The following is a 13,378-nucleotide window of genomic DNA, read 5'->3' as shown; positions in this document are numbered from 1 at the left end:
TGGATGCAGGCGCGGTGAGCCGGAAGGCTGCCCGCGCTATTCCGGTTTGGCCGGGCAGAGCTTTATCACGATGTCGAAGTTGCACGCCGCCCGCCCCACGGGGCCAACGGGCACGGAGAGGAAGAAGCCGCGGACGGGCGTCTTCGAGTTCTTCGCTCAGGTCCGCGCCGAAGGCGAGAAGGTCACCTGGCCCTCGCGCCGGGAGACGGTGATCACGACGGGCCTCGTCTTCGTCATGGTCGTGGTGGCGAGCGCGTTCTTTCTCCTGACCGACTTCGTGCTGCAGAAGGCGGTGGGCCTCATTCTCGGGATCGGCGGGTAAGAGACACGACACATGGCCAAGCGCTGGTACATCGTCCACGCCTATTCGAATTTCGAGAACAAGGTCGCGGCCTCCATCAAGGATCAGGCGGCGCAGCGGGGGCTCTCGGACAAGTTCGAGGAGATCCTGGTTCCGCTCGAGAAGGTCGTCGAGGTTCGGCGCGGCCGGAAGGTGGATGCCGAGCGCAAGTTCTTCCCCGGCTACGTGCTGGTGAAGTGCGACCTCACGGACGACGTGTACCACCTCATCAAGAACACCCCGAAGGTCACGGGCTTCCTCGGCGCCGACAAGGCGAAGCCGGTCCCGATCCCGGATGCGGAGGCCGAGCGGATCAAGGGGCAGGTCGCCGAGGGGATCGAGCGGCCGAAGCCCTCCGTCTCCTTCGAGGTCGGCGAGACGGTGCGGGTGGCCGACGGGCCCTTCGCCTCCTTCAACGGCACCGTCGAGGAGGTCGACGAGGCGCGCGCCCGGCTCAAGGTCGCGGTGTCGATCTTCGGCCGCGCCACCCCGGTCGAGCTCGAATACGGGCAGGTCGAGAAGGGCTAGCTCCTCGGCGTCATGGCCGGGCTTGTCCCGGCCACCCCGATCGGACAGCCGCAGCGCTTCCACGCATCGGGGTCACCGGGACAAGCTCGGTGACGACAAGGACAGGGTTTCGGGGCTCGTTCCCCGATCGACCGGCGGGCTTCGGCCCGCCGGCAAATCCGCGGGAGGTCCCGCCCGGTCGCCAGCCGGGCCTGCGAACGGGATCGCACCGCGGCTTCTGAAACGTCCCGCGCCCGGCCGGCAGCCGAGTTTCGGGACATAACGGGAGTGTTCCCATGGCCAAGAAGATCACGGGCTACGTGAAGCTTCAGGTACCCGCCGGCGCGGCCAACCCGTCGCCGCCCATCGGTCCCGCGCTCGGTCAGCGCGGCCTCAACATCATGGAGTTCTGCAAGGCCTTCAACGCGCGCACCGCGCAGATGGAGAAGGGCACGCCGATCCCGGTCGTCATAACGGCGTACCAGGACCGCTCCTTCACCTTCGAGATGAAGCAGCCGCCGGTGACCTACTTCCTCAAGCGCGCCGCCGGCCTGAAGCTCGGGAAGAAACCCGCCTCCGGCTCCAAGACGCCCGGCAAGGGCCCGACCGTCGGCTCCATCACGGAAGCCCAGATCCGCGAGATTGCGGAGAAGAAGATGGTCGACATGAACTGCGACACGATCGACGCTGCGATGTCCATGATCCGGGGCTCCGCCCGGGCCATGGGCCTCGAGGTCAAGGCGTAGGGAGGCGGAACGATGGCTAAAGAAGGCAAGCGGATCCGCGGCGCCCGCGAGGGGATCGACCGGACGAAGCTGTATCCGCTCGCGGACGCAGTCTCGCTCGTGAAGTCCCGCGCAAACGCCAAATTCGACGAGACGGTCGAGATCGCCATGAATCTCGGCGTCGACCCGCGTCACGCCGACCAGATGGTCAGGGGCGTCTGCAACCTGCCGAACGGCTCCGGCCGGACGGTCCGGGTCGCGGTCTTCGCGCGCGGCGCCAAGGCGGACGAGGCGAGGGCCGCCGGCGCCGACATCGTGGGCGCGGAGGACCTGCTGGAGACGATCCAGGGCGGCACGATCGAGTTCGATCGCTGCATCGCCACCCCGGACCTGATGCCGCTCGTCGGGCGGCTCGGCAAGGTGCTCGGCCCGCGCGGCCTGATGCCGAACCCGCGCGTCGGGACGGTGACGATGGACGTCGCGGGCGCGGTGAAGGCGGCGAAGGGCGGCGCGGTCGAGTTCCGCGTCGAGAAGGCCGGCATCGTGCATGGCGGCATCGGCAAGGCCTCCTTCGACGAGGGCAAGCTCGTCGAGAACATCCGCGCCTTTGCGGATGCCGTGCAGAAGGCGAAACCCACAGGCGCCAAGGGTACCTACATCCAGCGCATCGCGATCTCCTCGTCGATGGGCCCGGGCGTGAAGGTCGACCCCGCGACCGTGATGGGCCAGGCCTGAGCGACTTTGCGGACGTTGCGGCGGGAGGCTTGACTTTTCGCCGCAACGCCGTCCCGGCCCTTGGCATCCACCGAAGGACGGGATAAGAGACGAGTCATGTCTCCACATTCATGCGAGAGCCGGCCGTTCGGCCGGTGATCGTGTTTGCATTCCGTCCGGGCGACCGGGCGGAGGCGGCCGGCGGGCCGGGGCGATGCCTCGCGTCCGATCCGGCCATGTTCTGTCCGAGACTGCAGGCGCCAAGGGGCTCTCGGGCCTCGCGGCTTAATATCCGCCTGCACAGACGGGGAAGCCGAATCGAGGCCCGCCTCCGAGCGGGATTTGTAGACGGTTCGAACCATCTCGCCCAGAGCCGACCGGCGCCGCCGGACGGGACGGGGCGGACAGGGCGCTTGAGCGTCGCGCTGGGCTCGCCCGGCGCGGCAAACGTAACCGGCGGGACCGAATACCGGTTCCGTCCTGCCCGGGCGGAAACGCCCGGACTGGAGAGAGCAAGTGGATAGAGCAGCGAAACGCGAGCTCGTCACGAGCCTCAACGGCGTCTTCTCGAAGACGTCCGTGGTGGTCGTGGCCCACTACAAGGGCCTCACGGTTGCCGACATGCAGAAGCTGCGCACGCAGATGAAGCAGGCCGGCGCGACCGTGAAGGTCACCAAGAACAGCCTCACCAAGATCGCTCTCGAAGGCACGGACGTCGCGTCCATCCAGCCCCTGATGAAGGGGCCCACCCTGATCGCCTATTCGGGCGATCCGGTCGCGGCGCCGAAGGTCGCCGTCGACTTCGCCAAGGCCAACGACAAGCTGGTCATCCTGGGCGGAGCGATGGGCAGGACCGCTCTGAACGCGGAAGGCGTGCGCTCGCTTGCGACCATGCCCTCCCTGGACGAGCTGCGCGCGAAGCTGGTCGGCCTGGTCAATGCGCCGGCCACCAAGCTCGCCCAGCTCGCGAATGCGCCGGCGGCCAAGCTCGCCCGCGTGTTCGGGGCCTATGCCAAGAAGGACGAGGCGGCCTGAGGCCGATTTACCTCATCACCCCTGTTCGAACCCTACAAGGATACCTATCTCATGGCAGATCTTGCGAAAATCGTTGACGATCTCTCGTCCCTGACCGTCCTCGAGGCGGCCGAGCTGGCCAAGATGCTCGAGGAGAAGTGGGGCGTGTCGGCCGCGGCTGCGGTCGCGGTGGCGGCCGGTCCTGCCGGCGGCGGCGCGGCGGCGCCGGCTGTCGAGGAGCAGACCGAGTTCACGGTCGTCCTCGCAGCTGCGGGCGACAAGAAGATCGAGGTCATCAAGGAGGTCCGCGCGATCACCGGCCTCGGCCTCAAGGAGGCCAAGGACCTCGTCGAGGGCGCGCCCAAGCCCGTCAAGGAAGGCGTCTCCAAGGAGGATGCCGAGAAGCTCAAGGCGCAGCTCGAGAAGGCCGGCGCGAAGGTCGAGCTTAAGTAAGCCGCAGGCGAACTTGAGCTCGATCCTCGGGCGGAGCGCAGCGGAGATCCGAGGATCTCTCGCCGGGCGCGTCGTCCCTCCCTCGTGGATGGCCGGGTCAAGCCCGGCCATGGCGGGGACGTTGGAGAGCTGACAGTCCACGCGGTCCCGGGTTTCCCGCCCGGGACCGTCTGCCGTTCTGACGGCACCTTTTCCGGACACCCGTCCGGCCACCCGATCGCCGCGGGATGCGGCGGCGACTGACCAGGCTCCCTCCGGGGAGGGCGCCCGGTCAGTCGCGACAAGGAGCGAAGTCCATGATGGGCAGCACGCTGGCAGGCCGCAAGCGTCTCCGTAAGTTCTTCGGCAAGCTCGGCGAAGCCGTCGAGATGCCCAATCTCATCGAGGTCCAGAAGGCGTCCTACGACCAGTTCCTGATGGTGGACGAGCCGAATGGCGGCCGTCCCGACGAGGGCCTTCAGTCCGTCTTCAAGTCCGTCTTCCCGATTTCCGATTTCGCCAACACGGCGCTGCTCGAGTTCGTGAAGTACACCTTCGAGCCGCCGAAATACGACGTCGACGAGTGCCGCCAGCGCGGCATGACCTTCTCGGCGCCCCTGAAGGTGACGCTCCGGCTCATCGTGTTCGATGTCGATCCCGACACGGGCGCGAAGTCCGTCAAGGACATCAAGGAGCAGGACGTCTACATGGGCGAGATGCCGCTCATGACGGAGAACGGCACGTTCATCGTCAACGGCACCGAGCGCGTCATCGTCTCGCAGATGCACCGCTCGCCGGGCGTGTTCTTCGACCACGACAAGGGCAAGACGCATTCGTCGGGCAAGCTGCTCTTCGCCGCCCGCATCATCCCGTATCGCGGCTCCTGGCTCGACGTCGAGTTCGACGCCAAGGACATCGTGCATGCGCGCATCGACCGGAAGCGCAAGATCCCGGTCACGTCGCTCCTCTTCGCGCTCGGCCTCGATTCGGAGGAGATCCTCGACACGTTCTACTCGCGCGTCGTCTATACGCGCGACAAGGACGGCTGGCGCGTGCCGTTCGATCCCGAGAAGATGCGCGGCTTCAAGGCCACCGTCGACCTGATCGATGCCGATACCGGCGAGATCGTGCTCGAGACGGGCAAGAAGCTCACCGTCCGCCAGGCGCGCCAGATGGCCGAGAAGGGCCTGACCGCGCTCCGCGTTCCGGAGGTCGACATCGTCGGCCAGTACATCGCCGAGGACCTCGTCAACACCGAGACGGGGGAGATCTACGCCGAGGCTGGCGAGGAGATCACCGACAAGCTGCTCAAGAGCCTGACCGAGCTCGGGATCGAGGAGCTGCAGGTCCTCGACATCGACCACGTCAATGTCGGCCCCTACATCCGCAACACCCTCGCCGCCGACAAGAATTCCGGCCGCGAGGGCGCGCTGTTCGACATCTACCGGGTGATGCGCCCGGGCGAGCCGCCGACGCTCGAGACGGCCGAGAACATGTTCCACTCGCTGTTCTTCGACCCCGAGCGCTACGACCTCTCCGCGGTCGGGCGCGTGAAGATGAACATGCGCCTCGACCTCGACTGCCCGGATACCGTCCGGACGCTGCGGCGCGAGGACATCATCGCGGTCGTCAAGGCGCTGGTGGACCTGCGCGACGGCAAGGGCGAGATCGACGACATCGATCATCTCGGCAACCGCCGCGTCCGCTCGGTCGGCGAGCTGATGGAGAACCAGTATCGGCTGGGCCTCCTGCGCATGGAGCGCGCCATCAAGGAGCGCATGTCCTCCGTCGATATCGACACGGTCATGCCGCAGGACCTGATCAACGCGAAGCCGGCGGCAGCCGCCGTGCGCGAGTTCTTCGGCTCCTCGCAGCTCTCGCAGTTCATGGACCAGACGAACCCGCTCTCCGAAGTCACGCACAAGCGTAGGCTTTCGGCCCTCGGGCCGGGCGGTCTGACGCGCGAGCGCGCCGGCTTCGAGGTGCGCGACGTGCACCCGACCCATTACGGCCGCATCTGCCCGATCGAGACGCCGGAAGGCCCGAATATCGGCCTGATCAACTCGCTCGCGACCTTCGCGCGCGTGAACAAGTACGGCTTCATCGAGACGCCCTTCCGCAAGGTGCGCGACGGCGTCGTCACCTCCGAGGTGACCTATCTCTCGGCCATGGAGGAGGCGAAGTACAACGTCGCCCAGGCCGACGCTGCCGTGGACGGGAACGGCCGGCTCACGGAGGACCTCGTGGTCGTCCGCAAGGCGGGCGACGTCATCGTCGTCCCGCCGGACCGCGTCGACCTCATGGAGGTGTCGCCGAAGCAGCTCGTCTCGGTCGCGGCCGCGCTCATCCCGTTCCTCGAGAACGACGACGCGAACCGCGCGCTGATGGGCTCGAACATGCAGCGCCAGGCCGTGCCGCTCGTCCAGGCGGACGCGCCCTTCGTCGGCACCGGCATGGAGGCCGTCGTCGCGCGCGATTCCGGCGCGGCCATCGGCGCGCGCCGGGCCGGCATCGTCGACCAGGTCGACGCGACCCGCATCGTCATCCGCGCGACCGAGGAGATGGATCCGACCCGCCCCGGCGTCGACATCTACCGCCTGCAGAAGTTCCAGCGCTCGAACCAGAACACCTGCATCACGCAGAAGCCGCTGGTCCGCGTCGGCGACGTCGTAGCCAAGGGCGACATCATCGCCGACGGCCCCTCGACGGATCTCGGCGAACTCGCGCTCGGCCGGAACGTGCTCGTCGCGTTCATGCCGTGGAACGGCTACAACTTCGAGGACTCGATCCTGCTCTCCGAGCGGATCGTGAAGGACGACGTGTTCACGTCCATCCACATCGAGGAATTCGAGGTGATGGCGCGCGACACGAAGCTCGGCCCGGAGGAGATCACGCGCGACATCCCGAACGTCTCGGAAGAGGCGCTCCGGAACATGGACGAGGCGGGCATCGTCTATATCGGGGCCGAGGTGCAGGCGGGCGACATCCTCGTCGGCAAGATCACGCCGAAGGGCGAAAGCCCGATGACGCCGGAGGAGAAGCTGCTCCGCGCCATCTTCGGCGAGAAGGCGTCCGACGTGCGCGACACCTCGCTGCGCGTGCCGCCGGGCGTGACCGGCACGGTCGTCGAGGTCCGGGTCTTCAACCGGCACGGCGTCGACAAGGATGAGCGCGCCCAGGCGATCGAGCGCGAGGAGATCGAGCGCCTCGCCAAGGACCGCGACGACGAGCAGGCGATCCTCGACCGGAACACCTATGCGCGCCTGGCGGAGCTCCTCTCCGGCCAGACGGGCGTGGCGGGCCCCAAGGGGTTCAAGCGCGACACGGTGCTGACGCGCGACATCCTCAACGAGTATCCGCGCTCGCAATGGTGGTCCTTCGCCGTCCTCGACGACAAGGTCATGGTCGAGCTCGAAGCGATCCAGAAGCAGTACGACGAATCGAAGAAGCGGCTCGAGCAGCGCTTCCTCGACAAGGTCGAGAAGCTGCAGCGCGGCGACGAGCTCCCGCCCGGCGTCATGAAGATGGTCAAGGTTTTCGTGGCCGTGAAGCGGAAGATCCAGCCTGGCGACAAGATGGCCGGCCGGCACGGCAACAAGGGCGTCGTGTCCAAGATCGTCCCGATCGAGGACATGCCGTTCCTCGAGGACGGCACCCATGCCGACATCGTGCTGAACCCGCTCGGCGTGCCCTCGCGCATGAATGTGGGCCAGATCCTCGAGACCCATCTCGGCTGGGCCGCGGCCGGTCTCGGCCGGCAGGTCGCGCAGGCGGTCGATGCCTATCAGAGAACCCAGGACGGTCAGGCGCTCCGGGCCAAGCTGAAGGACATCTACGAGGACGGCGCGGATCTCGACTCCATGTCCGACCAGGAGCTGGCCGAGATGAGCCAGAACCTCCGCCGCGGCGTGCCGGTCGCGACGCCTGTCTTCGACGGCGCCAAGGAGGCCGACATCGAGCATCTCCTGGAGAAGGCCGGTCTCGACCGGTCTGGCCAGGTGACGCTTTACGACGGCCGCACCGGCGAGCCGTTCGACCGCAAGGTCACCGTCGGCTACATCTACATGCTGAAGCTGCACCACCTCGTGGACGACAAGATCCACGCCCGCTCGATCGGGCCGTACTCGCTCGTCACCCAGCAGCCGCTGGGCGGAAAGGCGCAGTTCGGGGGCCAGCGCTTCGGCGAGATGGAGGTCTGGGCTCTCGAAGCCTACGGCGCCGCCTACACGCTGCAGGAGATGCTGACCGTGAAGTCGGACGACGTGGCCGGCCGCACGAAGGTCTACGAGGCGATCGTCCGCGGCGACGACGCCTTCGAGTCCGGCATTCCGGAGAGCTTCAACGTGCTCGTGAAGGAGATGCGTTCGCTCGGCCTCAACGTCGAGCTGACCTCGGCCAAGCGCGCCGCGAACGAACAGCTCCCGCCGGCCGAAGCGGCGGAGTGACGAGCCCCAGGTTCGTCATCCCCGGGCTCGTCCCGGGGATCTCGGGCCGCTTCGCGCCGACGGCGCGGTGACGTGGATGGCCGGGCCAAGCCCGGCCATGACGACCAGAAGGTTTCAGGCGCTCGGCGCCACTCCGGATGACTGCGGTTGCGGCGATCCGGAGCGATGAGGAGAAGATCATGAACCAAGAAGTCATGAATCTGTTCAACCAGTCGGCGCAGCCGCAGAGTTTCGACCAGATCAAGATTTCGATCTCAAGCCCGGAGAAAATCCTCTCCTGGTCCTACGGTGAGATCAAGAAGCCCGAGACGATCAACTATCGCACGTTCAAGCCGGAGCGGGACGGCTTGTTCTGCGCCCGCATCTTCGGGCCGATCAAGGACTACGAGTGCTTGTGCGGCAAGTACAAGCGGATGAAGTACAAGGGCGTCATCTGCGAGAAGTGCGGCGTCGAGGTGACGCTCGCGCGCGTCCGGCGCGACCGCATGGGCCATATCGAGCTCGCGGCGCCCGTCGCCCATATCTGGTTCCTGAAGTCGCTTCCCTCGCGCATCGGGCTCCTGCTCGACATGCCGCTGAAGGAGCTCGAGCGGATCCTCTATTTCGAGTCCTATGTCGTCATCGAGCCGGGCCTGACGCCCCTGAAGGACCGTCAGCTCCTGTCCGAGGACGAGTATCTGCGCGCGCAGGACGAGTACGGACAGGATTCCTTCACCGCGCTGATCGGCGCGGAGGCGATCCGCAAGCTCCTGCAGGACCTCGACCTCGAGAAGACCGCGGCCGACATCCGGCACGAGATCTCGGTGACGACGTCCGAGCTGAAGCCCAAGAAGCTGATGAAGCGCCTCAAGATCATCGAGGCCTTCCTGGCATCCGGCAACAAGCCGGAATGGATGGTGATGACCGTGATCCCGGTCATCCCGCCGGACCTCCGTCCGCTGGTGCCGCTGGACGGCGGCCGCTTCGCGACCTCGGACCTGAACGACCTCTACCGTCGCGTCATCAACCGCAACAACCGGCTGAAGCGGCTGATCGAGCTGCGCGCGCCCGACATCATCATCCGCAACGAGAAGCGGATGCTGCAGGAGGCCGTCGACGCGCTCTTCGACAACGGCCGGCGCGGCCGCGTGATCACGGGCGCCAACAAGCGTCCGCTCAAGTCGCTCGCCGACATGCTGAAGGGCAAGCAGGGTCGCTTCCGGCAGAACCTGCTCGGCAAGCGCGTCGACTATTCGGGCCGCTCGGTCATCGTCGTCGGCCCGGAGCTGAAGCTGCACCAATGCGGCCTGCCGAAGAAGATGGCGCTCGAACTGTTCAAGCCGTTCATCTATGCGCGGCTCGACGCCAAGGGCTTCTCGGCCACCGTCAAGCAGGCGAAGAAGCTCGTCGAGAAGGAGAAGCCCGAGGTCTGGGACATCCTGGACGAGGTCATCCGCGAGCACCCGGTCATGCTGAACCGGGCGCCGACGCTGCACCGCCTCGGCATCCAGGCCTTCGAGCCCGTCCTGATCGAGGGCAAGGCGATCCAGCTGCACCCGCTCGTCTGCGCGGCGTTCAACGCCGATTTCGACGGCGACCAGATGGCTGTGCACGTGCCGCTCTCGCTCGAGAGCCAGCTCGAGGCGCGCGTCCTCATGATGTCGACGAACAACATCCTGCACCCGGCCAATGGTCACCCGATCATCGTGCCGTCGCAGGACATCGTTCTCGGCCTCTACTACCTGTCGATCGTCGCCGATGGCGCGCCCGGCCAGGGCAAGGCCTTCGCCGATCTCGGCGAGCTCGAGCACGCGCTCGAGGCGGGCGTCGTCCACCTCCACTCCAAGATCAAGTATCGCTGGACGGGTCTGGACGAGAACGGCCAGGAGGTCTCGAAGATCTACGAGACGACACCCGGCCGCGTGATCCTGTCCCGGGTGCTCCCGCGGCACGAGAAGGTCCCGTTCGACGTCGTGAACAAGCTCATGACGAAGCGCGAGATCTCCAACATGATCGACGTCGTCTACCGGAACTGCGGTCAGAAGGACACGGTCATCTTCTGCGACCGGATCATGGCGCTCGGCTTCCACCACGCGTTCAAGGCCGGCATCTCGTTCGGCAAGGACGACATGGTCGTGCCGGAGAACAAGTGGCAGATCGTCGAGGAGACCCGCGCGCTCGCCAAGGACTACGAGCAGCAGTACCAGGACGGCCTGATCACGCAGGGCGAGAAGTACAACAAGGTGGTCGACGCCTGGGCCAAGTGCTCGGATCGTCTCGCCGCCGAGATGATGGCGCGCATCTCCTCCGTGCAGAAGGACGATGCCGGCCGCGACAAGCCGGTGAATTCCATCTTCATGATGAGCCACTCGGGTGCCCGCGGTTCGCCGACGCAGATGAAGCAGCTCGCCGCGATGCGCGGCCTGATGGCCAAGCCGTCGGGCGAGATCATCGAGACGCCGATCATCTCGAACTTCAAGGAGGGCCTGGACGTCCTCGAGTACTTCAACTCGACGCACGGCGCCCGCAAGGGCCTCGCCGATACGGCGCTCAAGACGGCGAATTCGGGCTATCTGACCCGCCGTCTCGTCGACGTGGCGCAGGACGCGGTCATCCGCGAGACCGATTGCGGCACCGAGAAGGGCATCCGCATGCGGGCCATCATCGATGCCGGCCAGGTCGTCGCCTCGCTGGCCTCGCGCATCCTCGGCCGCGCCGCGGCCGAGGACCTCGTCGACCAGGACGGCGGGATCATCGTCAAGACCGGCGAGATGATCGAGGAGAAGCATATCGACCGCATCACCGCGGCCGGCATCCAGGAGGTGAAGATCCGTTCCGTGCTCGTCTGCGAGTCCAAGAACGGCGTCTGCGCCACCTGCTACGGGCGCGATCTCGCCCGCGGCACGCCCGTCAACATGGGCGAGGCGGTCGGCGTCATCGCGGCGCAGTCGATCGGCGAACCGGGCACGCAGCTCACGATGCGGACTTTCCACATCGGCGGTGCGGCCCAGATCGCGGACCAGTCCTTCATCGAGTCGAACTTCGAGGGAACGGTTCACATCCGCAACCGCGCCGTGGCGCGGAACTCGGATGGCGACCTGATCGCGGTGGGCCGCAACAACTCGGTCGTGATCGTGGGCGCGGACGGCACCGAGCGGGCCGTCCACCGCATCATCTACGGCGCGAAGCTGCGCGTCGACGAGGGCGACCAGATCAAGCGCGGCCAGCGCATCGCGGAGTGGGATCCCTATACCCGGCCGATCATCACCGAGGTGGACGGCACGGTCGGCTACGAGGATCTCATCGACGGCCAGTCGATGACCGAGACGGCGGACGAGTCCACGGGCATCTCGAAGCGCGTGGTCATCGATTGGCGCGGCTCCTCGCGCACCTCCGACCTGCGCCCGGCGATCGTGGTGATGGGTCCGGACGGCAAGCCCGCGAAGCTCTCGCGGGGCGGCGATGCCCGCTACCTCCTTCCGGTCGAGGCCATCATCGGCGTGGATCCGGGCTCGAAGGTGAAGGCGGGCGACGTCCTTGCCCGTATCTCGACCGAGTCGGCCCGGACGCGCGACATCACGGGCGGTCTGCCGCGCGTGGCCGAGCTGTTCGAGGCGCGCCGGCCGAAGGATGCGGCCGTCATCGCGGAGAAGTCGGGCACGATCCAGTTCGGGCGCGACTACAAGAACAAGCGCCGCCTGACGCTCGTGCCGCATGACGGGTCGGAGCCGGTCGAGTACCTGATCCCGAAGGGCAAGCACATCCACCTGCAGGATGGCGACCAGGTCGAGATCGGGGACTTCATCGTCGACGGCAACCCGGCGCCGCACGACATCCTGGCGATCAAGGGCGTGGAGGAGCTCGCCGCCTACCTCGTCAACGAGATCCAGGAGGTCTACCGGCTGCAGGGCGTGAACATCAACGACAAGCACATCGAGGTGATCGTCCGCCAGATGCTGCAGAAGGTCGAGATCACGGATGGCGGCGATTCCGACATCCTGCCGGGCGACCAGATCGACCGGCTGGAGCTGGAAGAGATCAACGAGAGGCTGATCGCCGAGAAGAAGAAGCCGGCGGAGGGTACTCCCGTCCTCCTCGGCATCACGAAGGCCTCGCTGCAGACGCGGTCCTTCATCTCCGCGGCGTCCTTCCAGGAGACCACGCGCGTGCTCACCGAAGCTGCCGTCAACGGCAAGGTGGATACGCTCGAGGGCCTGAAGGAGAACGTGATCGTCGGCTCGCTCATCCCGGCCGGAACGGGGGCCATCAACGCCCTCATCCGTCAGGTCGCCCAGCGTCGCGACGAGATGATCCTGGCGCAGCGCTCGGCCGAAGCGCAGTCCCGCGCGGCCGATGCCGCCCGCGCGCTCGAGGAGTTCTCGCCGGCGGCGGAGTGATCCGCCCGGGCCGCCAAGAAGGGGGAGGGGCTGCCTCGGCGGCCCCTCTTTCGCATTCGGAGACGACCAGGCGCCGCAGCGCGGCGGGACGTTTCCGAAAAGGATTGGTTTGCGGTTGACTAGGCCCGAGTCGGGCATTAAGTACCCGCCATCCGCAGCAGGCCGTAAGCGTCGCGAGTTGGTCCGCCATGGGCCGACGCATCGAGCTTAAACGCTGTTGTCCTTATCGGTACTGACTGGCCCCCGAGGGCCGGATGGTGGTGCAAGACCTTCCCGGGCAGCCGGGGCGGTCCTCTGCGTTGTCCAGCGACAGAGGCTCCCGTGGAGCCTGTGGCGCTTTTCTCGTTTGGGTGCGCCCTCGGCAGATCGGCGCCCCGGCACAGACGACCGCGAGGGCGGTCTTCGACAAGAGGGCTACATGCCGACGATCAGCCAGCTGATCCGCAAGCCGCGGACGGCTCCGAAGACGCGAAACAAGGTTCCGGCGCTCGATGCGTGCCCGCAGAAGCGGGGCGTCTGCACGCGCGTCTATACGACGACCCCGAAGAAGCCGAACTCGGCGCTCCGCAAGGTCGCCAAGGTGCGTCTGACCAACGGCTACGAGGTGATCGGCTACATCCCGGGCGAGGGCCACAACCTTCAGGAGCACTCCGTGGTGATGATCCGCGGCGGCCGCGTGAAGGACCTTCCGGGCGTGCGCTATCACATCCTGCGCGGCGTGCTCGACACGCAGGGCGTGAAGAACCGCAAGCAGCGCCGTTCGCTCTACGGGGCGAAGCGGCCGAAGTGAGCCGGGCCTAGCTCGGATTCTTCCTCGGGCCTGGC

Annotated in this window: 9 protein-coding genes; all 9 read left to right on the top strand. The window is 66.8% G+C overall.

Annotation, left to right across the window (positions count from 1 at the left end):
* Positions 1-70: 70 nt before the first annotated feature.
* The 9 genes from secE to rpsL all read left to right on the top strand — a co-directional run bounded on the left by secE (position 71) and on the right by rpsL (position 13,343).
* Positions 71-322 (top strand): preprotein translocase subunit SecE, encoded by a 252-nt coding sequence (gene secE / locus HJG44_RS09235; protein ID WP_171218029.1) that lies wholly within the window; start codon positions 71-73, stop codon positions 320-322.
* A 12-nt stretch (positions 323-334) separates the two neighbouring features.
* Positions 335-868, top strand: coding sequence for a transcription termination/antitermination protein NusG (nusG, locus tag HJG44_RS09230; protein ID WP_171218028.1), 534 nt, complete (start codon positions 335-337; stop codon positions 866-868).
* Positions 869-1,143: 275 nt separating this feature from the next.
* On the top strand, positions 1,144-1,593 hold the full coding sequence (rplK, locus tag HJG44_RS09225; RefSeq protein WP_171218027.1) for a 50S ribosomal protein L11: 450 nt from the start codon (positions 1,144-1,146) through the stop codon (positions 1,591-1,593).
* A 12-nt stretch (positions 1,594-1,605) separates the two neighbouring features.
* Positions 1,606-2,307, top strand: coding sequence for a 50S ribosomal protein L1 (rplA, locus tag HJG44_RS09220; protein ID WP_171218026.1), 702 nt, complete (start codon positions 1,606-1,608; stop codon positions 2,305-2,307).
* A 495-nt stretch (positions 2,308-2,802) separates the two neighbouring features.
* Positions 2,803-3,321 carry a 50S ribosomal protein L10 gene (gene rplJ / locus HJG44_RS09215; protein ID WP_171218025.1) on the top strand — a complete coding sequence of 173 codons (519 nt, stop codon included), beginning with the start codon at positions 2,803-2,805 and terminating at the stop codon, positions 3,319-3,321.
* A gap of 51 nt (positions 3,322-3,372) precedes the next feature.
* On the top strand, positions 3,373-3,753 hold the full coding sequence (gene rplL, locus HJG44_RS09210) for a 50S ribosomal protein L7/L12 (protein WP_171218024.1): 381 nt from the start codon (positions 3,373-3,375) through the stop codon (positions 3,751-3,753).
* A gap of 299 nt (positions 3,754-4,052) precedes the next feature.
* Positions 4,053-8,177 (top strand): DNA-directed RNA polymerase subunit beta, encoded by a 4,125-nt coding sequence (gene rpoB / locus HJG44_RS09205; RefSeq protein ID WP_171218219.1) that lies wholly within the window; start codon positions 4,053-4,055, stop codon positions 8,175-8,177.
* 179 nt (positions 8,178-8,356) lie between these two features.
* Positions 8,357-12,553: a DNA-directed RNA polymerase subunit beta' gene (gene rpoC / locus HJG44_RS09200; RefSeq protein ID WP_171218023.1), complete on the top strand. Its 4,197-nt coding sequence runs from the start codon at positions 8,357-8,359 to the stop codon at positions 12,551-12,553.
* Between the two features lie 418 nt (positions 12,554-12,971).
* Complete coding sequence (gene rpsL / locus HJG44_RS09195) at positions 12,972-13,343, top strand: 30S ribosomal protein S12 (RefSeq protein WP_171218022.1); 372 nt, start codon at positions 12,972-12,974, stop codon at positions 13,341-13,343.
* The last annotated feature ends 35 nt before the right edge of the window (positions 13,344-13,378 follow it).

The organism is Enterovirga aerilata (assembly GCF_013044135.1).
GTDB lineage: Bacteria > Pseudomonadota > Alphaproteobacteria > Rhizobiales > Beijerinckiaceae > Enterovirga > Enterovirga aerilata.
This window is presented reverse-complemented; position numbering and strand designations above follow the sequence as displayed.

Excerpts from the sequence above, each read along its gene's own strand:
- rpsL (WP_171218022.1), top strand. The coding sequence starts at position 12,972 with ATGCCGACGATCAGCCAGCTGATCCGCAAGCCGCGGACGGCTCCGAAG.
- nusG (WP_171218028.1), top strand. The coding sequence starts at position 335 with ATGGCCAAGCGCTGGTACATCGTCCACGCCTATTCGAATTTCGAGAAC.
- secE (WP_171218029.1), top strand. The coding sequence starts at position 71 with ATGTCGAAGTTGCACGCCGCCCGCCCCACGGGGCCAACGGGCACGGAG.
- rplL (WP_171218024.1), top strand. The coding sequence starts at position 3,373 with ATGGCAGATCTTGCGAAAATCGTTGACGATCTCTCGTCCCTGACCGTC.
- rplK (WP_171218027.1), top strand. The coding sequence starts at position 1,144 with ATGGCCAAGAAGATCACGGGCTACGTGAAGCTTCAGGTACCCGCCGGC.
- rpoB (WP_171218219.1), top strand. The coding sequence starts at position 4,053 with ATGGGCAGCACGCTGGCAGGCCGCAAGCGTCTCCGTAAGTTCTTCGGC.
- rpoC (WP_171218023.1), top strand. The coding sequence starts at position 8,357 with ATGAACCAAGAAGTCATGAATCTGTTCAACCAGTCGGCGCAGCCGCAG.
- rplA (WP_171218026.1), top strand. The coding sequence starts at position 1,606 with ATGGCTAAAGAAGGCAAGCGGATCCGCGGCGCCCGCGAGGGGATCGAC.